This is a genomic window from Geomonas silvestris, from assembly GCF_014193515.1.
GTDB lineage: Bacteria > Desulfobacterota > Desulfuromonadia > Geobacterales > Geobacteraceae > Geomonas > Geomonas silvestris.
In genome coordinates, this window is record NZ_BLXX01000004.1 from 143,230 (window position 1) to 164,088 (window position 20,859).

The 20,859-nt window shown below is 62.6% G+C and carries 20 protein-coding genes; 8 read left to right on the plus strand and 12 right to left on the minus strand.

The genetic code is table 11. The annotated features are described in order from the left end of the window. Nucleotides 1–128: 128 nt before the first annotated feature. The 7 genes from GMST_RS08675 to GMST_RS08705 all read right to left on the minus strand — a co-directional run bounded on the left by GMST_RS08675 (nucleotide 129) and on the right by GMST_RS08705 (nucleotide 4,817). A complete protein-coding gene (locus tag GMST_RS08675; RefSeq protein WP_183354250.1) occupies nucleotides 129–323 on the minus strand; it encodes a hypothetical protein in 195 nt (64 codons plus the stop codon). Nucleotides 324–418: 95 nt separating this feature from the next. After that, on the minus strand, nucleotides 419–1,348 hold the full coding sequence (locus GMST_RS08680) for a diguanylate cyclase (RefSeq protein ID WP_183354251.1): 930 nt from the start codon (nucleotides 1,346–1,348) through the stop codon (nucleotides 419–421). 111 nt (nucleotides 1,349–1,459) lie between these two features. Further along, nucleotides 1,460–1,615: a hypothetical protein gene (locus GMST_RS08685; RefSeq protein ID WP_183354252.1), complete on the minus strand. Its 156-nt coding sequence runs from the start codon at nucleotides 1,613–1,615 to the stop codon at nucleotides 1,460–1,462. 78 nt (nucleotides 1,616–1,693) lie between these two features. Further along, the gene (locus GMST_RS08690) at nucleotides 1,694–1,969 is read right to left on the minus strand and encodes a hypothetical protein (RefSeq protein ID WP_183354253.1); all 276 of its coding nucleotides are present in this window, start codon (nucleotides 1,967–1,969) and stop codon (nucleotides 1,694–1,696) included. Between the two features lie 58 nt (nucleotides 1,970–2,027). After that, a complete protein-coding gene (locus GMST_RS08695) occupies nucleotides 2,028–2,909 on the minus strand; it encodes a pseudouridine synthase (protein ID WP_183354254.1) in 882 nt (293 codons plus the stop codon). Nucleotides 2,910–3,120: 211 nt separating this feature from the next. After that, a complete protein-coding gene (locus GMST_RS08700) occupies nucleotides 3,121–4,290 on the minus strand; it encodes a M24 family metallopeptidase (RefSeq protein WP_183354255.1) in 1,170 nt (389 codons plus the stop codon). Beyond that, the gene (locus GMST_RS08705) at nucleotides 4,284–4,817 is read right to left on the minus strand and encodes a nitroreductase family protein (protein WP_183354256.1); all 534 of its coding nucleotides are present in this window, start codon (nucleotides 4,815–4,817) and stop codon (nucleotides 4,284–4,286) included. The genes GMST_RS08700 and GMST_RS08705 overlap by 7 nt, the downstream gene beginning before the upstream one ends. Before the next feature lie 256 nt (nucleotides 4,818–5,073). On the opposite strand from GMST_RS08705, the gene GMST_RS08710 reads away from it, so the two are divergent. The 3 genes from GMST_RS08710 to GMST_RS08720 all read left to right on the plus strand — a co-directional run bounded on the left by GMST_RS08710 (nucleotide 5,074) and on the right by GMST_RS08720 (nucleotide 8,779). Beyond that, nucleotides 5,074–5,481, plus strand: coding sequence for a MerR family transcriptional regulator (locus GMST_RS08710; protein ID WP_183354257.1), 408 nt, complete (start codon nucleotides 5,074–5,076; stop codon nucleotides 5,479–5,481). Between the two features lie 207 nt (nucleotides 5,482–5,688). Further along, the gene (locus tag GMST_RS08715; protein ID WP_183354413.1) at nucleotides 5,689–6,930 is read left to right on the plus strand and encodes an endonuclease Q family protein; all 1,242 of its coding nucleotides are present in this window, start codon (nucleotides 5,689–5,691) and stop codon (nucleotides 6,928–6,930) included. Between the two features lie 304 nt (nucleotides 6,931–7,234). Next, nucleotides 7,235–8,779 carry a cytochrome B6 gene (locus tag GMST_RS08720; protein ID WP_183354258.1) on the plus strand — a complete coding sequence of 515 codons (1,545 nt, stop codon included), beginning with the start codon at nucleotides 7,235–7,237 and terminating at the stop codon, nucleotides 8,777–8,779. Between the two features lie 84 nt (nucleotides 8,780–8,863). On the opposite strand, the gene GMST_RS08725 is transcribed toward GMST_RS08720, so the two are convergent. Next, on the minus strand, nucleotides 8,864–9,382 hold the full coding sequence (locus tag GMST_RS08725; protein ID WP_183354259.1) for a MarR family winged helix-turn-helix transcriptional regulator: 519 nt from the start codon (nucleotides 9,380–9,382) through the stop codon (nucleotides 8,864–8,866). Between the two features lie 220 nt (nucleotides 9,383–9,602). Between GMST_RS08725 and pal the strand changes: the two genes are divergently transcribed. The 3 genes from pal (at nucleotide 9,603) to GMST_RS08740 (ending at nucleotide 13,538) form a co-directional block, all read left to right on the plus strand. After that, complete coding sequence (gene pal / locus GMST_RS08730; protein ID WP_183354260.1) at nucleotides 9,603–10,190, plus strand: peptidoglycan-associated lipoprotein Pal; 588 nt, start codon at nucleotides 9,603–9,605, stop codon at nucleotides 10,188–10,190. A gap of 85 nt (nucleotides 10,191–10,275) precedes the next feature. Further along, on the plus strand, nucleotides 10,276–11,631 hold the full coding sequence (locus GMST_RS08735) for a chloride channel protein (RefSeq protein WP_183354261.1): 1,356 nt from the start codon (nucleotides 10,276–10,278) through the stop codon (nucleotides 11,629–11,631). Continuing rightward, on the plus strand, nucleotides 11,628–13,538 hold the full coding sequence (locus GMST_RS08740) for a tetratricopeptide repeat protein (RefSeq protein ID WP_183354262.1): 1,911 nt from the start codon (nucleotides 11,628–11,630) through the stop codon (nucleotides 13,536–13,538). Before GMST_RS08735 ends, GMST_RS08740 begins: the two co-directional genes overlap by 4 nt. A gap of 193 nt (nucleotides 13,539–13,731) precedes the next feature. Here the strand turns inward: GMST_RS08740 and GMST_RS08745 are convergent, their stop codons facing one another. Further along, a complete protein-coding gene (locus GMST_RS08745; RefSeq protein WP_183354263.1) occupies nucleotides 13,732–14,139 on the minus strand; it encodes a hypothetical protein in 408 nt (135 codons plus the stop codon). A 257-nt stretch (nucleotides 14,140–14,396) separates the two neighbouring features. Here GMST_RS08745 and GMST_RS08750 point away from each other — a divergent pair, with 257 nt between their 5' ends. Beyond that, entirely contained in the window at nucleotides 14,397–15,638 is a 1,242-nt protein-coding gene (locus GMST_RS08750; RefSeq protein WP_183354264.1) for a cation:proton antiporter, read from the plus strand. 191 nt (nucleotides 15,639–15,829) lie between these two features. Here the strand turns inward: GMST_RS08750 and GMST_RS08755 are convergent, their stop codons facing one another. From GMST_RS08755 to GMST_RS08765, 3 genes are all read right to left on the minus strand, one after another. Then, the gene (locus tag GMST_RS08755) at nucleotides 15,830–16,543 is read right to left on the minus strand and encodes a DsbC family protein (RefSeq protein WP_183354265.1); all 714 of its coding nucleotides are present in this window, start codon (nucleotides 16,541–16,543) and stop codon (nucleotides 15,830–15,832) included. A 99-nt stretch (nucleotides 16,544–16,642) separates the two neighbouring features. Further along, on the minus strand, nucleotides 16,643–17,605 hold the full coding sequence (locus GMST_RS08760) for an ROK family protein (RefSeq protein WP_183354266.1): 963 nt from the start codon (nucleotides 17,603–17,605) through the stop codon (nucleotides 16,643–16,645). After that, complete coding sequence (locus GMST_RS08765) at nucleotides 17,605–18,090, minus strand: HIT family protein (protein WP_183354267.1); 486 nt, start codon at nucleotides 18,088–18,090, stop codon at nucleotides 17,605–17,607. The genes GMST_RS08760 and GMST_RS08765 overlap by 1 nt, the downstream gene beginning before the upstream one ends. Nucleotides 18,091–18,429: 339 nt before the next feature. On the opposite strand from GMST_RS08765, the gene GMST_RS08770 reads away from it, so the two are divergent. Next, a complete protein-coding gene (locus tag GMST_RS08770; RefSeq protein WP_183354268.1) occupies nucleotides 18,430–20,676 on the plus strand; it encodes an NADP-dependent malic enzyme in 2,247 nt (748 codons plus the stop codon). The last annotated feature ends 183 nt before the right edge of the window (nucleotides 20,677–20,859 follow it).

The window sequence follows — 20,859 nt, forward strand, 5'->3', positions numbered from 1 at the left end:
CGAAGGTGCCTGAGAGTGGTGCGGGAATCTAAGAGAGTGACCAGACGGGATGAGCGGGAACGAATGAGGATCGGCATAATAACGGGGAGAGCTTCCACAGCACGAGACGCTGTGCGCCGCAAGAACAGTCAGTCGGGATCCAACTCCTCCTCGGGGTATTCCTGCCAGATGAAGTCGTGCTGCTTGATCCGACTTTCCAGCTCGGAAAGCTGTTCGGTGAGTTGCCTGAACAAGAGGTTCTTTTCGGCGATGTCGTGGGTGGAGTCGAGCTTGGCGAGTGCCGCCAGGTAGTTGGCGTATGCATCATCAAAGGCCTTGGTCATGGTATCCTCCGGCGCTCGTGTTGCGAGCGTAGAGGAATACGTGTACACACATCCTTGGTATTTTTCAACTAAAAAATATTAATGTCCAGCATTTCCTACAAGGTCGGTTCCGACATCACCTCGACCCGGTTGCGCCCGTTTTGCTTGGCGCGGTAGAGGGCCTCGTCGGCGCGTCGGAACAGTGAGTCGACGCTGTCCACGGTGGGGGAAGGATAGGTGGCGACCCCGAGGCTGATGGTGACGGTGAGGTCTTCCATGGGGGCGGGAAAGGAGTGCTCCAAAACCGCCTGGCGCAGGCGTTCGGCAGCCATCACGGCGCCCGAGAGCCCCGTGCCGGGGATGACCAGCACGAACTCTTCGCCGCCGTAGCGCGCGGCGCTGTCGTAGGCGCGCAGCTGGCGCTGGGCCAGTTGGGCCACCGCCGAGAGGACGATGTCGCCGTTTTGGTGGCCGAAGGTGTCGTTCACCTTCTTGAAGTAATCGATGTCGAAGATGATGAGGGAGAGCTCTTCCTTGTTGCGCCGGGCGCGGAAGAACTCGCCGTCCAGGATCTCGGCGAGGTAGCGGCGATTGAAGAGGTTGGTGAGGTGGTCGATGTTGGTGAGGCGCTTCAGCAGTTCGTTGGCTTTTTTCAGCTCGTCCTGCAGCGATTTGATCTTCAGTTGGACCTTGACCCGGGCCACCAGCTCGCCCACGTCGAAGGGTTTGGTGAGGTAGTCGCTGGCCCCCTGCTCCAGCCCCCTGATCTTGGAGTCGAAATCCATCATGCCGGTGAGCATGATGATCGGCACCCCCAGAAGTTCCGGGCGAGACTCCACCAGCTGCAGGAACTTGAACCCGTCCATGCGGGGCATGTCTACGTCGCAGATGACCAGGTCGGCCTTCGAGTCGATCAGCGTCTTGAAACCTTCCAGACCGTCGCGGGCCTCCAGGTAATTCTCGAAGAGCCCCACTTCCTTCAGCGTGCGGATCACCTGTTCCCGGATGGTGGCCGAATCGTCGATAACCAGAACCGTGGTTGACATGGAGGCAACTCCCTTCCACTTGCGAAAAGGATCTGTCGCGCAAACGACAGTCATAGCATTGCAGAGTTCGGCGACGCGGAAGCTTCCGCACATACGTGTGCCCGGCCGGCGCTATTCCCGGAAGGGCTTTACGAAGATGTAGATGATCAGCAAAAAGGGAAACGACGAGAAGGCCGCCTCCAGATTGCCCAGGAACAGCTGCCAGGTTCCGAAGCTGATGACCGAGAGGGCAAAGAGGAAGGTGAAGACGGCAACCGGTTTTTTCATACCGGGATAGTAACCAAAGCCGAGCAAATTTGTCCAGACATTTAATTAAGGACACCGCCTGTGGCTAACCTGGCTTTATTACGGGGTGTTCCAGTCCCAGCAAAAGCGCAGCTCGATGTTGGCGACGAGGAGCTCGCAGCAGGTCTTCTTGAAGGCTGCCTCGTTTGCTGCGCTGTCGACTTCTTCCTGCGCCACGGTCTCTATCTGGCTGTCGGGGAGGTCGAGGGTCTTCTCGAAGGCCCCTTCGATGATCCCGGGATTCCAGCCGGTCTTCTTGAGCGCTTCCTTGAACCGGGCGATGTGCAGGGCGTTGTTCACCCCGTAGTCCACGAGCAAAAGCACACTTCTTGCCATGGGAAACCTCCTAAACCTTGTTCCCGGAGCGAGGGGCGCCCCGGCAATGGCTTGTAGCTTACCATAAAAGCTCGCGATCCGACCGGAACTCGCGGCGCGCGCCGCTGACCGGGTCGACGAATTTAAGTTCCTTGGCCAGGAGCTGAAGCGGACTCGCGAAGTCGTCGGGCGCCTGTTCCTTGAGCCGGGGGTAGAGCCGGTCGTTCAGGATGGGAAAACCCAGGCCGCTTAGGTGCACCCTGAGCTGGTGGGTCTTCCCCGTCAACGGGGAGAGCCGGAAGCGCCCCAGGCCGCCGGCCACCTCGCAGAGTTCAACGGTGGAGCGGGCGTTGGTCTCCCCCGGCACCACCTGCATCCTGAACCAGGGCTCCCCGGGCACCAGGCGGTTTTCCACCAGCCAGCTGCGCTGCGAGGGGACCTCGGCCACCGGCGCGAGCGCCAGGTACTCCTTCTGCACCTCTCCCCTCTTGAAGAGATCGCAGTAGCGCGAGCGGGTTTGCGGATTGACCGAGAAGAGCACGAGCCCCGCGGTGTCCCGGTCGATGCGGTGCAGGGGGACCAGGTCGTGGATTCCCGTGGAGCGGCGCAGGCGGTTTAAAAGCGACTGCTCCACGAAGCGTCCCACCGGGGTTACCGGCAGGAAGTGGGGTTTGCAGCAGACCAGGATCTGGTCGTCGCGGTAGACGGTCCGCTCCTGGAAGGGGATCACCTCTTCCTGTTCGACCTCTCGGAAGTAGAAGACCCGGGTACCCGGCCGGTACGGCGCGTCAGGCTCGAGCGGCTCCCCGTCGCCGTCCAGCAGTTTTCCCTGGGCCAGGCGCCGCTCCCAGACCGAGGCGGGGACCCTGGAGAACTTTTGGCTCAGGAACTCGACCAGGCTGGGATAGGGTTGCGCCAGTTCGGGCAAGAGGACCGAGGCGGGATACGGGGAGATGCCCATGTGGGCTCCTTCGGGGGAGGATCTGCCGTTTTTTAAGGGAAGCGGCGGCTGCAGGATAGCAGGTTTCGGGCAGGCGAGGCAAACCGTAATCTCAGAGACGAAAAAATAGGGGTAACCCGTCGGTTACCCCACCAAGAATGGCCGGCAGAAGGGGCCGATTGCAGCGAGGGTCCGAGCCTTCGCGCTTGCGGCACTGCGGCGCGCGAGCGTTTCAGACAAACACTATGTCATCCGGAATATCGGTTATCTTTTCGCCGCCCGCCTCACCTACTGCAAAGGTGTTCTCTATCCCTATTACCCCCTGCCCGGGGAACACGAACTTAGGCTCGATCGCGATGGTCTGTCCCGCCTTCAGGGGAACCTTGAACCCCTGGGCAAGCACCGGGAACTCGTCCAGCTCGAGCCCGACCCCGTGACCGACGAAGCGCGCGTTCTCCCCCGGAGCCCCCATGAAGCAACTCCCCAGCCCCGCCTCCTCGGCCAGTCGTGCCGCCGCCCCAAAGAGCTCTTCGCAGATCGCACCGGGCTTGAGCCGCTCCACCAGGTAGGACTGGATCGCGAGCGAGACCTCGAACGCCTTCATGAGCTGGCCGGGGAGCTTCCCGATGGAGAAGACCCGGGTCATGTCCACGATGTAGCCGTCGAAGACCCCGGTGTAGTCCATGAAGACCGGCGACCCGGCGACGAGCGACGCCTGCGAGGCGCCGTGCGGCGAGGCCGCCGAGAGTCCGCGCCCGGTGACCGCGCCGTCGAAGAACCCGGGCATCACCGCACTCGCACCGGAGAGCGCGAGCCCCATGAAGAGTTCCTGGTTGAAGGCGCGCATCCTCACGTACCCCTCGCCCCCCGCTTTCCTGAGCCGGTACTCGAACTCGGCCGCGAGGTCTAGTTCGCGCAGCCCCGCCTTAAGAAAGCTCGGCACCTGCTGGAAGACCTGCCCCAGGCGCCGCCCGCTTTCGCGCATCCGCTCCAGCTCCCAGGGTGACTTGACCGAGCGTACCTCGCGGTTCAGGGAGGAGACGTCGAGGAACTCGCAACCGGCAAAGAGCTTCTGGTAGAACTGGTACTGCTGCACCGGGACCACGTCGAAGGTGAAGCCAACCTTTTTGAGGTTCCCTCCGAGGACCGCGCCGAACTCCTTGCTGGACGGGAAGGGACGGATGTCGTCGATGGTCGCCTCGAGGCGCGCCCGTGAGAGGCTCTTGCGCACCAAAAGAAGCGGCTCCCCCTCGCAGGGGATCAACAACAGCGAGTTTTGCCGCGTACCGGCATAGTAGTAGACGTCGATAGGATAGATAAATACCGCGGCATCGAGCCCCTGGGTGCGCAACTCCCCCCGGAGCCTCTCGATCCGCCTGAGCGATTCGGCCTTCTCTAGCATGGTTTCCCCCAATCATCACAGTAGGCGATCTCGCCCAGTTCCTTGCGCGGCCGCGGCCTCGGTTCCTGGTCCGGGTAGCCAAGCGGCGTCACCCCGACCACCCGGATCCCCTCCGGGATCTTGAGCGCCAGCCGCAGGGCCGGCTCGTCGAACATCCCCATCCAGCAGGTCCCCAGCCCGAGGTCGGTGGCCGCCAGACAGAGGTGCTCGAAGGCGATGGCGGTATCGGCGACGAAATATTCGATGCCGTTTTCCACCCCGCTCTCCTTCGGGTCCGCGCAGACCAAGATCACGCAGGGGGCCATGGCGAGCGCCTTCTTCCCCGGGTTCTCCTCCGGAAAGGCCGCCAAAAGCCCCGCCTTCTTGCCCGGATCGGTCACGACCAGAAAGCGCCAGCACTGCAGGTTTTTCCAGGACGGGGCCAGCCGCGCCGCCTCCAGTACCTGTTCTATCTTCTCCCACTCGACCGGCCGATCCTGGTACTTCCGGATGCTGCGCCTGTCGCGAATCACCTGGGAAATATCCACTTCCGCCTCCCTGGGCCGGTTGCCCTTGAGCTACTCATACAGCAAAAACGTTGTTTTGTAAATGCTCCATTTATTGTTTTAGCCGGAGCTAACCGGGAACCGGACGCGTGCCTCTCCGAGCCCTCAACTCCCTAAGAAAACGACAGGTTTCAGGGCTCGACAACACCGGACATCTCGCTAAACGTGTTTTTAAAAACATTGACAGACTCCCCGACTTTGATCTAGATTGTCCGGACTCTGACGGAAGGAAGCATCCATGGACCATTTACAGGAAGGCGAAGAGATCACCCCCATAGGCGACCTCGCCAGTTCGCTCGGCCTCACCACCAGAACCATTCGCTACTGGGAAGAAGTAGGACTCATCGATTCGGTCCAGCGCAGCGACGGCGCCACCCGCGGCTTCACGGGGTACTACGTGCGGCGCCTCAAGTTCATCATCAAGCTGAAGGAACTGGGGCTCACCATAAAGGAGATGCAGGATCTCTACGCGGCGTACGGCGAGGCCAAGCAGACCGAACGCATGGTGCCGCGCCTGGTGGAGATACTCGACGAGCACCTCGACAAAATCGACGAGAAAATGGCCAAGCTTGCCTCGCTTAAGAGCGACATCGTGAACTACCGGGAGAAACTCGGCGAAAAGTTCGAGCTGGCGTCACGGGGCTGACCGAAATCCAGCGCTGGCCCGCACGCAGCCCACAACCGGCTTCCGCGCTCCTCCTTGCGGTCGCAGCGACGTGCAATGCGCTCCCCAACCGCCAGTGCCTCCTTCAGCGTGGTACGCTCCCCCATCCCGGTCCGGAGCCCCCCCGCCCCGCCCGTCCCCACCGGCGTCCGCTTGCCGGGCGCTTGCCTGCCGTGCTATACCTTGCTGATGGAATTCATCGCCGACCTGCACATCCACTCCCGCTACTCGCTCGCCACCAGTAGCGACCTCACCCCCGAGAACCTTTGGCGCTGGAGCCAGCTCAAAGGGATCAGGCTGGTCGGCACCGGCGACTGCACCCACCCCAAATGGCTCGACGAACTCGAGCAGAAGCTCGCTCCTGCAGAGAACGGGCTCCTCGCGTTGCGGCAGATGCCGCCAATCGACTCCGTACCGGAAACCTGTCGGGCCGAGGTTTCCTTCCTGCTCTCGGGCGAGATCAGCTGCATCTACCGTAAGGGGGGGCGCACCCGCAAGGTACACTGCCTGGTGCACCTGCCGGACTTCGCCTCGGCAAGGCGCCTGAGTTCCGCGCTCTCCCGCATCGGCAGCGTGACCTCCGACGGCCGCCCGATCCTCAAGCTCGACGCCCGCGACCTCCTCGAGATGGCACTCGACGCCTCGCCCCGCGCCCTTTTGATCCCGGCCCACGCCTGGACCCCGCACTTCTCCATCTTCGGCGCGGCCACAGGCTTCGGCTCCCTTGCCGAGTGTTTCGAGGACCTCACTCCCCACGTCTACGCCATCGAGACCGGGCTCTCCTCGGACCCCGCCATGAACTGGCGCATCTCCGCTCTCGAAGGGATCACCCTGGTATCCAACTCCGACGCCCACTCCCCTTCCCGCCTGGGGCGCGAAGCCACCGTCTTCTCCGGTGCGCTCTCCTATGACGGCATCCACCGCGCACTCGCCGAAGGAAACGGCGTCGCCGCGACCATCGAGTTCTTCCCTGAGCAGGGGAAGTACCATGCCGACGGGCATCGCAACTGCGGGGTCCGGCTTACCCCGCAACAGACCGTCGCCGGGAATTACCGCTGCCCGGCCTGCGGCGGAAAAGTCACCGTCGGCGTCCTGCACCGGCTCGAGCTGTTGGCGGACCGCCCGGAAGGAACCCGCCCCGCCGGCGCCCCGCCGTTTCACTCGGTGATTCCCCTCATCGATCTCGTCGCCGGCGCACTTAACGTCGGGTGCAACGCCAAGCGAGCCGTCGCCCTCTACTTCAGGATGCTCGAAGAACTCGGCAGCGAATTCTATATTCTCCTCGAGGCACCACTGTCAGACATCGAGCGGGTCTCCCCCCCGCTGGCCTGGGCCGTCGGGCAGGCCCGTGCCGGCCGGGTGCTCATCGACCCCGGCTACGACGGCCGCTTCGGAACGGTCTCGGTGCCAAGCGTCCCGACCTGCGGCTGACCGTCTTTTCCCAGTTCTCCGTTCCCATTTCCCCTTCCCTGTCCGCTCCCCCTCAGCTCTCAGCCCCAACCTGAGCCCCTAACACTTGGCCCCCAGCCTTCAGACTTCAGGGTTCAACGCAGTCCCCACGCCCCAGTCCCCAGTCCCCAGCATCAAGCCTCAAGCGTCCAGCGACCCGACGCCCTCCTTTCCCTGATCCTCCGTTTAGTCTGTCCGGCGCTCCCCGCTTCATTGACAAGACAATCCCTCATGGCAGAATTAGCCTGATTAGAATTTTCCAACCTTTCTTAACAAGGAGCCCGCCATGAGCAAGAAACGGATCACAGCAACACTGGCAGCGGTTCTGGTCCCGGCGGCCGTCATGGTCGCTTCCCAGGGCTGGACCGAACAGCAGAAGCAACCGCCCCCCAAAGCCCCCCACGACGCCGTACAGGATTTCCAAACTCCGCGCCAGGTCCCCATCACCCGCCCGGAACAGCACAAGACCAACGAAGACCGCCCCGAGAAGTTCGATCCCAACAACGTGCAGCCCTCCTCTACCGCATTTGCAAACCAACCCGACCAGGGGAAAATCCTCGGTTTTGACTTCTACCGCGATCCATTGAACGCCAAGCATCCCATGATGACCTTCGAAGAGGTCTACAAGCAGGACACGGCACAAAGGCCCCAGGTGAACGCGCAGCAACGCAAGCTCCTCGAGATGCGCTACATCCTGAGCCCCAAACTATCCCCCGACGCGAAGATGTCCCGCGGCAAACCGATTGCCGTCGGTCCGACCGCGCGGCTGCCGCAGGGATCCGACTGGAACCAGTTGGCCAATATGACTCCGGAAGATATCCGCAGCGGCAACCTCTTCCCCTATCCACCCCTCCCGCACCCCAAGCAATCGACCGGCGGCCAGGTCTTCCCGCAGATCCAGATCGACATGTTCCCGCGCCTGCAGCGCTATGACGTCGACTTCGACATCCCCGACGCCTTTCTCCCGGAATTTCCGCCGGCCATCTTCCTGCAAAGCCGGCCGGAACTGGGTGACGTGTCTCGCGGCGAGGTGGTTTCCATCAACAACTTCGAGCGTCTTTTCAAGGACCTGATCACCCCGGTGCAGCTCGACGGCCTGCGCATGCTGCTCACCCCGATTCCGCAGGAAGAGTTCAACTCGACGGACGACCGCAAATCCGCCCAGCCGAGCTTGGGTGTCGCCTGCCTGGACTGCCACGTAAACGGCCACACTACCGGTCAGTTCCACCTGAGCCCGGACATCCGCCCACAAGAGCGCCGCTTCCGCCTGGATACCACCAGCCTGCGCGGTCTCTACAACCAGCAGGTCCATGCCTCCAAGCGCAGCCTGCGTTCGGTTGAGGACTTCACCGAGTTCGAGCAGCGCACCGCCTACTTCAACGGCGACCAGGTGCACGCCTTCAAGAAGGGAGCGATCATCCTGGACCGGGTTCGCGTCTCGCACATGGCGCAGATGCAGAACATGTTCGACGTGCCGCCCGCTCCCAAGCTCGACCCGGTCGGTTTCCTGATCCCCGAGAAGGCAACCCAGGCTGAGATGGCCGGCCAGAAGGTCTTCTTCGGCAAAGGTAGATGCAGCAGCTGCCACCAGCCCCCCTGGTACATGGACCAGCAACTGCACGACTTGAAGATGGAACGCTTCACCCGCGAGCCGGGCGATGGGCCGATCAAGACCTTCACGCTGCGCGGCATCAAGGAAAGCCCCCCCTACATGCACGACGGCCGCTGCTTCACCCTCGAGGACACGGTCGAGTTCTTCAACCTCGTGCTGTCGCTCAAACTCACCCAAGAAGAGAAGAACAACCTGGTCGCCTTCCTGCGGGTCCTCTAGGCGTACCCGCCGTACCCGCAAAAAAGGGGAGCTCGTAAGAGCTCCCCTTTTCGTTATTAGAACGGTTGGTAGCGGCTGGCAACGTCAGCCCTTCTTTGCGGCTCTTCGCTTGGTTCGGGGTGAGTTGATCTCGGAAGACAGGATCAGGTTCGGCGGCAGTTCCTTTATACCCAGAATCCTCACCAACTCGTCCAGGCCGTCCGAAATTTTCAGCAGGGCCTGGTCGGAAAGCGGTTCCAGCCCCCTCACGAGCATCCCCTGGGCAACTTCAGGGGCGCCTGCCACCAGTGCCTTCCCCTGCTCGGTCAATTCCACCTCCACGACCCTCCGGTCGACGGTGGAACGGGTCTTCAGCACCAGGCCGCGCGCCTCGAGCCGATCAAGGATCCCTACGACGGTGGTGGGGTGCAGGTACATCCTCCGGGCAAGTTCCGCCCCTTTTATAGGGGCACACTCGGCGATCGTCTTGATTGCCCAAAGCTGCGGCCCCGTGATCCCGGTCTCCTTCTCCGCCCGTTTAGAATGCTCGTTCACCACCTGGAAGACCCGGCGTATGTTGTCGATTATTTCGGCTACCCGTTTGCTTTTGGTGTCCGCAGCCATTCCGCACCTTCCCCGTTTGCAAATTTAGGCGCCACTTTGGCATATGTTGCAGGTTTTAGCAACCCGCTGAGATGGCGAACCACCAGAAACGGTCAGGATCCCCACCGAACAAAATTGTTGACAATTTTAAAATGCACACCGATAGTATGTACACATATCTTTTTTCAACCAACGCACTCGCCGGAGAACGAACTTCGGATCTAAAAACGGAGGGATTATCATGAACTGGAAAGCAGTAGGAGTACTTTGGGCGGTAAGCGGCTGGCTCTTGATGGCAGGTGGTTGCGCCAAAAATCAGACCGTAAAAAAGGATGAGGGGATTGCCCCGGCGGCAGCTGCCGCGGCTCCAGCGCCCACTGCGCCGTCCGCGCAGGCCAAACCGGCGTCCGCCTCCCAGAATCAGCCGGTGCAACAACCGGCGGCAGCGCAGGAACAACCGGCCCCCACCCAATCCGATCGGGCTGCGACCCTGAAACAGGGGCTCCACCGAATCTATTTCAACTTTGACTCCGCCAACCTCTCCGACCAGGCGCGCTCCACCCTGGTCGGCAACGCAGAACTCCTGAAGGAGATCAACTCCGGCAAGATCCGGGTAGAGGGGAATTGCGACGAACGCGGCTCCGACGACTACAACCTGGCTCTGGGCGAACAACGAGCCAAGGAAGCAGCAAAGTACCTGACCAGCCTCGGGATCCCTGCCGAGCGGCTTTCCGTCATAAGCTACGGCAAAGAAAAACCGCTGGCCCAAGGACACGACGAGGCAAGTTGGAGCAAAAACAGGCGCGATGACTTCGTGGTCGTTCCCTGACCCTTGAAGCATCACTTGCTCCGCCGGTACTCCTCCCGGCGGAGCCTTTTCTCACCCCTACCCCTGGAAAACGGAACGACCTGTCATGCAGCAACACCTCACCGAGCAGATAACCCTCTTCGCCAGCGTTTTAAAATGGACCTTCTACGCCTCTCTGGTCGGCCTGCTGGTCGGCCTTGGGACCACCGGCTTTCTCAAGTCGCTCGCCTGGACCACCGCCTACTACGCCTCGTATCCTGACTATTACCTCTTTCTCCCGGCGACCCTCCTGGTATGCGCGGCGCTGGTCCGCTGGCTCGCCCCGGACGCGGCCGGCCACGGCACCGAGAAGGTAATCGAGGCGGTGCATAAGCGGATGGGTAAGATTCCGCTCGCCGTGGTACCGGTCAAGCTGGTAGCCACCGTGCTCACCCTTGCCGGAGGCGGCTCGGCCGGCAAGGAAGGCCCCTGCGCCCAGATCGGCGCGGGTCTCGCCTCGGGGCTGGCGGATCTCATGCGGGTGGAGGACCGGGACCGGCGCAAGCTGGTGATCTGCGGGATCAGCGCGGGGTTCGCCACGGTGTTCGGCACCCCCATCGCTGGGGCGCTGTTCGGCGTCGAGGTCCTCGTGCTCGGCCAGGTGTTCTACGACGTACTGTTCCCCTCGTTCGTGGCCGGCATCATCGGGTACCACGTGGCAACCTCGCTCGGTGTCAGCTACCCGCACGCCCCTTCCTGCTTGCTCCCCCAGCTCAGCAGCTTCAGTTTTCTGGAGATCATCCTGCTGGGCGCGGTCTGCGGTCTGGTCTCGCTGCTGCTCATCGAACTTATGAAGTTCGGGCACCGAAGCTTCGAGCGGCTTTCCTGGCACTGGTCCCTTGCCCCGCTTTTGGGCGGCGGGATTTTGATCCTGATCGGCACCCTGGTCTCCACAAGCTACCTCGGGCTCGGGCTTGAGGGTATCGAAACCGGGTTAAAGGGTGAGCTCCTCCCGGTAGGCGCGACCTTCTGGAAAAGCGTCACCACCTCGATCACCCTGGGGTGCGGCGGCAGCGGCGGGATCCTCACCCCCATTTTCTTCATAGGCACCGCGACCGGGAACCTGTTCGCGCAGTTGGTGAACCCATCCTATCTCGCGGCATTTTCCTGCATCGGCATGGTTGCCCTTTTGGCCGGCTCGGCCAACACCCCCATTGCCGCCTCGGTGATGGCCATGGAACTCTTCGGGCCGCAGATCGCACCCTTCGCCGCCCTCGCGTGCATGGTGAGCTTCCTCATCGTCGGCTACCGGAGCATCTATCCGAGCCAGCTCCTCGGCATCCAGAAGAGCGCCTCGCTCGCTATCGCAACCGGCCGTCCGGTCGGAAGCTCCGGGCACCCCGTCTATCAGCCCCGGGACAAGACCCTCGCCAAGAGCCTGCTTACCTCCCTGGGCGCCTACCGCAACAGGTGGCGTAAATGAGCATCACCCGGTTTAAACGCAACGCTCGCAAAGAGCCGGGTCCGAGTTGTGGCGTCTCGGTCACCGGGAAGCTGCTGCGCGGGGCGCTGCTACTCTTCCCCCTCGCGCTCTGCGGGTTCACCTGGCGCGCCGATCCCTGCAAGGAGGCGGCAACGACCCTCGCCCAGGCCCAGGGTACCCTCAGCGAGCCGGTAGCAGAGCGCCTCTTGTCGCTTTGTCCGGCGGGCCCACTGGCAGATCTCGCCCGGGGGTACCGCTTTGAGCAAAAGGGGGAAACCGATCGGGCCATCGAGTCCTACCGCAAGGCCGCCGACGCCGACCCTGCTCTGTTCCAGGCCAGCGGCGGCCTCGGGTTGCTCCTTTTCCAGGCGGGGCGTTACGAGGAGGCGGCCGGGCGGCTGAGCCTGGCGGTCAAGGGGAGCAGCGACCCACGCTACCACAAGGCACTGGTCCGACTGCTCGGGCGCAACGATGCTGCGTCCCTGATCATCTGGCACGCCCGTCAGGCCCTCAAGCAGAATCCCGACGACCTGGAACTGCACCGTGCGCTGGCCGACGCGTATCTCAAAGAAGGGGCGCTCGCCGACGCGGTTGCCGAATTCCTCAAGGTCTTGGAGCTGGAACCGGACAGCCTGCAGGCGCGGCTGGCGCTTGCCGAAAGCTACTCCCGAAGCGGCAGACCCGCCGAGGCCCTGGTGCAACTGAAGACCGCGGCGGCGCGGGAACCGGGGAACCGGGAGATCCACAGGCAGCTCTCCGCACTCTACCGGCGGCAGGGAGAGCAGGCCCTGGCCGAACAGGAGCTCGCACTCGCCGGAGTGCACCGGGATGACGAGGAGTTCCAGCGCCTGGTGCAGCAGGGTGACCGGGCGCTGCTTACGCGCAATTTCGAAACGGCGGCCGCAGGCTATCGGGAAGCGCTCCGGGTCCGGCCGGGTTCGCGCGAGGCCCTGGAGAAGCTCGGCGATGCCCAGATGGCCATCGGCAACGACGACGAGGCCATGCAGGCCTACCGCGAGGTCCTTGCCGGCGACCCGGAGAACTCCTCGCTGCACTACACCGTCGGTATCCTCCAGGAACGCAAAGGTGAGCTGGATCTGGCGGAGGGCGAGTACCAAAAGGCGTTGCAGTTCGATCCCAAAAACGGCGACGCCCGGCGGCGCCTGGCGGACCTCTACACCCTGCGTGGCCTTTTTTCCAGGGCGGTAGCCGAGTACCTCGAACTGCTCAAGCTGCGCAGCGACAATCCGATCCTGCACTACAAGCTCGCCCGCGTCTACGTGAAGAACAAGGAGCCGCACAAGGCCATCGACGAGTACGAAGCCTCGTTGCAGCTCGCGCCAGGCAACCTGGAGGTCCGCAAGGACCTCGCCGGGCTCTACGCCAAGACCCGCGCCCCCGAGCTCGCCGAGCAGCAGTACCGGGAGATCCTCCGTCGGGCACCGGAAGACCACGAGGTTCGCAGCACCCTCGTCACGAGCTGCATCAGGCGCAAAGACTACGACGCGGTCTTGCCGCTGCTCAAGGAGGAAGTGGAGCTGCGGCCGGACGACGCGAACTGCCGTTATCGGCTGGGTGTGATGCTGGAGTTCAAGAAGGAGTACCAGGAGGCCTCTCAGCAGTACCAAAAGGCGGTAGATCTGAAACCGGGGTTCGCCAAGGCACTGAACGCCTTGGGGAGACTGTGCATCAGGACCGGGGAGCTGGATCGAGCGAGAGATCTGCTGAAGGCGGCCCGCGAGGCGGACCCGTACCTTACCGAAACGCGCTACTTGTTGGGGAGCCTGGGCGAGGAACAGATAAGCCCCACGCAACGGGCCGGAAAGCGGGCAATGAAAGTGCATCGGCCTGCGAAAAAAGCCGCCGGAAAGGGCGGAGCCTCCCAGCGGCGTCGTTCCAAGAAATGAGGGCGGACTTCAGAAAGCTCGGCCCAAGGGGGAGACCAGTTCCGTCCCCCCTCCGACGAGCTGCGTCATCTCACCGCCTCCGCCGCTGCGACGCCGGCACCTATCTCAGCGTGAACGTGAACAGTAGCGCTCCCCGCGGATAGGTTGCCGAGGTATCGTGACCAACTGGCTGCGTACCGGTCTTTTTCGCCGCTTAAGGGGCCACCGCCCGGGTCCGAAGCACCACCTGGTCGCCCGGCTCCGACAGGTTCGGGCTATCTTCCGCAGAAATCACCAACTGAAACACCTCGTACGGCGTCACCGCGATCAACTTCCCTTCCAGGTCCTTGTCTACCTTGAGCTGCCCCAAGTTGTGCATTTCGTGATCCGAGGTCTCCAGCCAGACCACGTAGACAGCTTTGGGCGGCGTCAGACGCTGGGGCGGCGCAAAATGCTTCACCTTGAGCTGCACCACGGTGTTGCCGTTGTCGTCCCGGGAGAGCCTCGCCTCCCCTTCTGCCGCCGGCATCTCCTGGGAAGGGGGCAAGTTTATCGTCTTCGTCGCGCAACCAGCCAGCGCTCCCCCGAGCCACACTGCCGCCAGTACCGTAAGCAATCTCATTGTCAGCCTCCTTATACTCAGTTGCGGGGCAATTTCGGATAAAACACCCCGTGAACGTAGGCAGGGCGTCTTATCAGGACGCCCTGCGGTGGACCACACTGGTACTGCAACCTGCCTTGACTGAGTCTTCCGTTTTTCTCAAAGCGTCGCCGTCCGTTCCGGCGTCCCGCTCGTTGCCTGACGGCTGCACCAATGTTATATTAGTGATTTGTAATGTCAACTATCGGTCTGTTGTGCCCACAAACCGCGAGGTGCCCATGCAGACCTTTCACCTGATCGGAATCCTCACCACACTCGCCGCCGCCTTCGGCCTCATCAACTACCACCTGCTGCGTCTTCCCGCCACCATCGGCCTCATGCTGCAAAGCCTGATCTGCTCGGTGCTTCTGCTCGTCCTGCAAAAGGCTGGCATCCCGATCGCCGGGCCGGTGCGCCAGGCCCTCGCCCAGATCGATTTCGACCAGCTGCTTTTGGAGGGTCTGCTGAGTTTTCTGCTGTTCGCCGGCGCGCTCTTCGTGAAAAACGAGGAACTCCTCGAGGTGAAGTGGGACATCGCGATCTTTGCCACCGTCGGGGTGCTGATCTCCACGGGCATCATCGGAGGGGTACTCTGGTGGGCCTGCCGCATGTTCCAACTCCCCATCAGGCCACTCTACTGCTTCCTGTTCGGCGCGCTCATCTCGCCGACCGATCCCGTCGCGGTGCTCCCCATCCTGCGCGCCCACGGGATCTCGCGGCAACTCGACGCCCAGATCGCCGGCGAGGCGCTCTTCAACGACGGCGTCGGAATCGTGGTGTTTTTGACCCTGCTCACCCTCTTAAGCGGCGCTGCGGTACAGGGGAGCGACGTGGTGTGGCTTTTGGCCAAGGAAACTGTCGGTGGGCTCGGCTTCGGGGCGTTGCTCGGCTGGCTCGGCTACCGGATCATGAAGGGGGTGGACAACTACCAACTGGAGATCCTGATCACCCTGGCCCTGGTGACCGGCGGCTACGCGCTGGCTCTTTCGGCCGGTGTTTCCGGTGCGCTGGCGATGGTGGTGGCAGGGTTGCTCGTCGGGGGGCCCGGGCGCCGGCTCGCCATGTCGCAGCGGACCCGCGAGAACCTGGACCGGTTCTGGGAGTTGGTGGAGGTATTACTCAACTCGGTGCTCTTCACCCTGATAGGGCTGGAGATGCTGGCCATCGTCACGAAGCTGGACGCGGCGCACCTGGTGGCCGCGTTCCTCTCCATCCCGCTGGTGCTTTTGGCGCGTATGTTTTCGGTGGGATCGATACGGGTCCTCTTGCGCTGCTTCGGCTCCCTGGTGCCTCACTCCTGGCCGATCATGACCTGGAGCGGGCTGCGCGGCGGCATCTCGATAGCCCTCGCGCTCTCCCTTCCCAGAGCCGGCGAGCGGAGCCTCGTTCTGGTGGCGACCTACGCCGTGGTCGCGTTCTCCATCCTGGTGCAGGGGAGCACGCTGAAGTACCTGGTCTCCTGGCGCACGGGACGCGACTGAACCGCGAACCTCTCCCGGAACGTCCCTTTTCTGCCGTTTCCCCTGACACGTCAAAAACAGCTGCGCGGAAGGTGACCCTACGGCCGACTCAGCATCATCGCGATTCCCCGCAGAATCAAAACAAAAGCCCCGCTCGGTGAAGAGCGGGGCTTTTCTGTACCTCTTTAGCTTTGCTGCGGCCTCGTCCCGAACTACTTGAGCAGTTCGTCCAGCCTCTTGGTATCGGCACCTACCACCTGCTGGCCGTTCACGAAGAAGGTCGGGGTCCCCTGGATGCCGACCTTGCGGCCCAGGTTCATGTGTTCCTGGGCCAGGGCCTTCACCGCCTCGGTGACCGGCTTCGCGTTGGCCGGGATGTCCTGCCCCAGCATCATGGCGTCGAAAGCCTGGGTCTTGTTGTCGGCTCCGAGGATGTAATGGATCTTGGTGATGGCGGCCGGGTGTGCCAGCGGCGCGAAGAAGACGTACTGGGTCACGTCGCTTCTCTTGGAGAAGTACTCGAAGGCCTTGCGGCAGTACGGGCAGTCCGGGTCGGTGAACTCGATCACCGAGATCTTGCCGTCGCCGATCTTCACCGCCTTGTCCAGGGGGAGCGTCGCCACCACCTTGGCGGCCAGGGCGCCGCGGCGCTCGGCGGTGCGGCTCTTCAGGTCCTTGCCGATGATCTCACCGGTGACGATCAGTTCCTTCTCGGGGTAGAAGTAGAAAATATTCTGTCCTGAGACCACCTCGTAGAGTCCCGGAATCTCCGAAGGGGTGACACTGTCAAAGGGCACCTGCGGAAACGCGGAGCGCAGGGCGGCATCGGGCTTAACCGCTTCCGGAGCGGCGTTCGCCACGGCGACGCTGCCGAGCCAGAAGGCCCCCAACAACAGACTTGCGAACAATCCCCTTTTCAAAAACATACACGCCTCCATTGAGATAATCCCGCATCTCGCGCGGGTCGATGAGTAACGTAGCACACTTTGAGCGAATTTCGTAGCCGCTAATACCGCCCCGGTTCTTTACCGGGGTGCGGGACGTGCTGCAGCAACCGCATAGGCCGTGGCAGCCGCTCCCAAAATACCGGCATCATCCCCCAGTACCCCCTTGAGAACCCGTACCCGTTCGGCCGGGATCGGGAAGGCGCGCTCCCTGATCTCCCGGTGCAGCGCTTCTGCCAGGAGCCCGAAACTCTCGGCCACGCCGCCACCCAAGACAACGGCCTCGAGGTTCAGCAGGTTGACAACGGAGGCGAGCGCGATTCCCAGGTAGCTCCCGGCGCGACGGTACACCCCGAGCGCCTTTGGGCATCCCTGTCGGGCCCGCGCGGCCACGGCGGCCGCGTCGAGTCTCCCGGAAAGCGGTGCAACGTTCGCCTCGGCGGCGAGTGCGGCGATGGCCGAGGCCGAGGCGTACTGCTCGAGGCACCCCCGGTTGCCGCAGCCGCAGCGCCTTCCTTCCGGCTCGACGGTGACGTGTCCGAATTCCGCAGCGACGCCGTCGATCCCGGTCCAAAGCCTGCCGTCGAGGATGAGCCCCGCGCCGACGCCGGTCCCCAGGGTGACCATGAGCGAGGAAGCGAAGGGACGGCCGGCTCCGTAGCGCTGCTCTCCCACCGCACTTGCGTTGGCATCGTTAAGCGCAATGGTCGGGACCCCGACCCGCCGTGCCACCTCCTGCGCCAGGTTCACCCCTTCCAGGGCGACCAGGTTCACACTTGAGCGCAGGACACCGTCGTTGGAAAAAAGGCCGGGAACCCCGAGCCCCGCGGCCGACACCTGCCTCCCCCGCTTTTGGGCTCCGTGCTTCAGCTCCAGCAGATGCGCAACCAGCCGGTCCAGGAACGCCTCCCGCCCCGAACCGATGTCCGTCGCCAGGGAGTGCCGCTCCACGATTACGCCGTCTTCGGCCACGAGCGCGCAGCGAAGATTGGTGCCCCCAAGGTCCACGCCCAGACAGAGCGTCTCGAGATCTCGCCCCGCCATCAGGAGACCTGCGCCGCAGCTGCGAAAAGCGGCTCCAACCGGTCGTAGCAGGCCTGGAGCGCCTCGGGAACGACCCGGAGATCGGCTAGCACGCTCATGAAGTTATTGTCCCCGTTCCAGCGCGGCACCACGTGAATATGCAGGTGTTCCTCCACGCCGGCACCGGCCGCCTTTCCCAGGTTAAGGCCGATATTGAAGCCGTCGGGGCCGGCACTCTGGATCAAGACCTGCTGGCACAGGGCCACCGCACTCCAAAGTTCCAGCACCTCTTCACTGGTGAGGGAGGCGATATCGGCGGTGTGCCTGCGCGGGGCAACCATCAGGTGCCCGTTCACGTAGGGGTAGCGGTTCAGCATGACGAGAGTAAGCGGCATCGTTTTCAGAATCAAACGCTCCCGCTCGTTTCCCGTGCCGCAAAAGATGCACCCGGCAGGTTTTTCCTGAACCAGGTACTCCACTCTCCAGGGAGCCCAAAGCCTGTCCATGTCTGTAACCTCCGCAGCTGGTCCGTCCCTCATTCCGGCCGGAACGAAAAGGCATTATCAACCAAAACGATCCCATTTACAACACGGGGGGTGGTGACAATTTTAAAACAGCTGTTCTACTGCGGAGGAAATGTCTTGACAGCCGTATACGATGGGTTTATTTAATCCGTTAGCACTCATCCTAGAGCCCACCTCTCTTTACGCTTCATGTAGCTGTTTTGTAAACTGTTTGTTCTTATTGAACTTTTTATTCCCTACAGTGAACAGTCCAACAAGAACTACCCGCTTCCTGCTTCGGCAGGACTTCGGTATTTGTATAAAAATTTTCAGGAGGTAGCAATGGCAAAGAAAATGGACGCTCTGGAGTATCACTCGACCGGTCGCAGGGGGAAGATTGAAGTCGTCTCTACGAAACCGTGTCTCACTTCCCGCGATCTCTCCCTTGCCTACTCGCCGGGCGTCGCAGAACCTTGCCTTGAGATAGAAAAAAATCCCGAAGATGCCTACAAGTACACCGCCAAGGGAAACCTGGTGGCGGTCGTTTCCAACGGCACCGCCGTTTTGGGGCTGGGAAACATCGGCGCTCTCGCCGGCAAGCCGGTCATGGAGGGGAAAGGGGTCCTCTTCAAGCGCTTTGCCGACGTCGACGTCTTCGACCTCGAGGTGAACTCGGAGAACCCGGACGACGTGATCAAGGTGGTGCAGCTTTTGGAGCCGACCTTCGGCGGCATCAACCTGGAGGACATCAAGGCACCCGAGTGCTTCTACATCGAGGAAGAACTCAAGAAGACCATGAACATCCCGGTCTTCCACGACGACCAGCACGGTACCGCCATCATCTCGGCCGCGGGCCTCGTGAACGCACTCGAACTGGTAGGGAAGAAGATCGAAGAGGTGCGCCTGGTCATTAACGGCGCGGGTGCCGCCTCCATCTCCTGCGCGAACCTGGCCATCTCGCTCGGCCTCAAGCGCGAGAACCTCATCATGTGCGACACCAAGGGGGTCATCTACAAGGGTCGCGTCGAGGGGATGAACAAGTACAAGGAGCTCTTCGCCCAGGACACGGCGCTTAGGACCCTTGATGAAGCGGTCGAAGGTGCCGACGTGCTCTACGGCCTCTCGGTGAAGGGGGCCTTCACCCCGGAGATGGTGCGCAAGATGGCGGTGAACCCGATCATCTTCGCCATGGCGAACCCCGACCCCGAGATCACCCCCGAGCAGGCCCACGCGGTGCGCGGCGACGTCCTGATGGCGACCGGCCGCTCCGACTACCCGAACCAGGTGAACAACGTGCTCGGCTTTCCCTTCATCTTCCGCGGGGCGCTCGACGTGCGCGCCACCGGGATCAACGAGGAGATGAAGCTCGCCGCGACCCGGGCCCTTGCCGAACTGGCCCGCGAGGAATGCCCGGACTCGGTATGCCGCGCCTACGGCAACGTGAAGTTCAGCTTCGGCCGCGACTACATCATCCCGAAGCCGTTTGACCCGCGCGCCCTGTTGCGCGTCGCCCCGGCGGTCGCCAAGGCCGCCATGGAAACCGGCGTGGCGCGCCAGCAGATCGACCTCGACAAGTACGTCGAGCAGCTCGAAGCGCTCCAGGGGAAATCCAAGGAGACCATGCGTCTCATCATCAACAAGGCGAAGAGCGATCCCAAGAAGATCGTCTTCCCCGAAGGGGACAACGAGAAGATCCTCAAGGCCGCCTACACCCTCATCGAGGAGGAGATCGCCCAGCCGATCCTGGTCGGCAGCCGCAAGAAGGTGGAAGGGAAGATCGCCGAGCTCGGGCTCGACCTCAACGTCCCGATCATCGATCCGGAGGAGTCGGAACTAACCGAAGGGTACGCCCAGGAGCTCTACCGGCTGCGCCAGAGGAAAGGGGTCACCCTCTCCGAGGCACGGCGCATCGTGCGCCGCAAGTCGCGCAACCACTTCGCCTCGATGATGGTGCACATGGGAGACGCCGACACCTGCCTCTCCGGCATCGACTCGCACTACCCAGAAACCATCCGCCCGGCGCTCGAGGTGATCGGCAAGCAGTCGCAACTGGCCGGCGTGCACGGCATGTACATGATGGTCTTCAAGAAGGGGATCGTCTTCCTGGCCGACACCACGGTCGAGATCGATCCGACCGCCGAGGAGCTGGCCGAGACCGCGCTTCTGGCCGCCGAGAAGGTGCGCCTGCTCGACATCGAGCCGCGCATCGCCATGCTCTCCTTCTCCAACTTCGGCTCGGTCAACAACCCGCTGGCCATCAAGGTGAAAAAGGCGGTCGAGATCGTGAAGCAGAAGGCGCCCGAGCTTGAGATCGACGGCGAGATGCAGGCCGACACCGCGGTCACTCCCGAGCTTTTGGCCAACTACCCGTTCGCCACCCTGAGCGGGCCGGCCAACGTCCTCATCTTCCCCGACCTCAACTCCGGCAACATCAGCTACAAGCTGCTGCACCGCCTGGGTGGTGCCGAGGCGATCGGCCCGATCCTCATGGGGATGAAGAAACCCTTCCACGTGCTGCAGCGCGGCGACGACGTCTCCAACATCGTCAACATGGCCGCCATCGCCGTGGTGGACGCCCAGAGCGCGTAACCGTCCCAAAGACTGACCCGAAAAAGGGGGCTCGGAAACGAGTCCCCTTTTTTTTCTGCATTCGCAGTGAGGTACAGAAGATCGCTTGGTGCCCTCCATCCCGGGCGTTCCACATCGCCTCGTTGCTTTTCGTTAGCTTGATGAAGCAGAATTTGCTATAAGAAAGCGAAGATTTGCACGACA

Bases quoted from the DNA above. Each gene is read 5' to 3' on its own strand.
- GMST_RS08755 (WP_183354265.1), bottom strand. From the start codon at position 16,543: ATGTTTTTGAAAAGGGGATTGTTCGCAAGTCTGTTGTTGGGGGCCTTC.
- GMST_RS08710 (WP_183354257.1), top strand. From the start codon at position 5,074: ATGGACCATTTACAGGAAGGCGAAGAGATCACCCCCATAGGCGACCTC.
- GMST_RS08675 (WP_183354250.1), bottom strand. From the start codon at position 323: ATGACCAAGGCCTTTGATGATGCATACGCCAACTACCTGGCGGCACTC.
- GMST_RS08720 (WP_183354258.1), top strand. From the start codon at position 7,235: ATGAGCAAGAAACGGATCACAGCAACACTGGCAGCGGTTCTGGTCCCG.
- GMST_RS08735 (WP_183354261.1), top strand. From the start codon at position 10,276: ATGCAGCAACACCTCACCGAGCAGATAACCCTCTTCGCCAGCGTTTTA.
- GMST_RS08695 (WP_183354254.1), bottom strand. From the start codon at position 2,909: ATGGGCATCTCCCCGTATCCCGCCTCGGTCCTCTTGCCCGAACTGGCG.
- GMST_RS08680 (WP_183354251.1), bottom strand. From the start codon at position 1,348: ATGTCAACCACGGTTCTGGTTATCGACGATTCGGCCACCATCCGGGAA.
- GMST_RS08750 (WP_183354264.1), top strand. From the start codon at position 14,397: ATGCAGACCTTTCACCTGATCGGAATCCTCACCACACTCGCCGCCGCC.
- GMST_RS08725 (WP_183354259.1), bottom strand. From the start codon at position 9,382: ATGGCTGCGGACACCAAAAGCAAACGGGTAGCCGAAATAATCGACAAC.
- GMST_RS08770 (WP_183354268.1), top strand. From the start codon at position 18,430: ATGGCAAAGAAAATGGACGCTCTGGAGTATCACTCGACCGGTCGCAGG.
- GMST_RS08715 (WP_183354413.1), top strand. From the start codon at position 5,689: ATGGAATTCATCGCCGACCTGCACATCCACTCCCGCTACTCGCTCGCC.
- GMST_RS08700 (WP_183354255.1), bottom strand. From the start codon at position 4,290: ATGCTAGAGAAGGCCGAATCGCTCAGGCGGATCGAGAGGCTCCGGGGG.
- GMST_RS08690 (WP_183354253.1), bottom strand. From the start codon at position 1,969: ATGGCAAGAAGTGTGCTTTTGCTCGTGGACTACGGGGTGAACAACGCC.
- pal (WP_183354260.1), top strand. From the start codon at position 9,603: ATGAACTGGAAAGCAGTAGGAGTACTTTGGGCGGTAAGCGGCTGGCTC.
- GMST_RS08745 (WP_183354263.1), bottom strand. From the start codon at position 14,139: ATGAGATTGCTTACGGTACTGGCGGCAGTGTGGCTCGGGGGAGCGCTG.
- GMST_RS08740 (WP_183354262.1), top strand. From the start codon at position 11,628: ATGAGCATCACCCGGTTTAAACGCAACGCTCGCAAAGAGCCGGGTCCG.
- GMST_RS08760 (WP_183354266.1), bottom strand. From the start codon at position 17,605: ATGGCGGGGCGAGATCTCGAGACGCTCTGTCTGGGCGTGGACCTTGGG.
- GMST_RS08765 (WP_183354267.1), bottom strand. From the start codon at position 18,090: ATGGACAGGCTTTGGGCTCCCTGGAGAGTGGAGTACCTGGTTCAGGAA.
- GMST_RS08685 (WP_183354252.1), bottom strand. From the start codon at position 1,615: ATGAAAAAACCGGTTGCCGTCTTCACCTTCCTCTTTGCCCTCTCGGTC.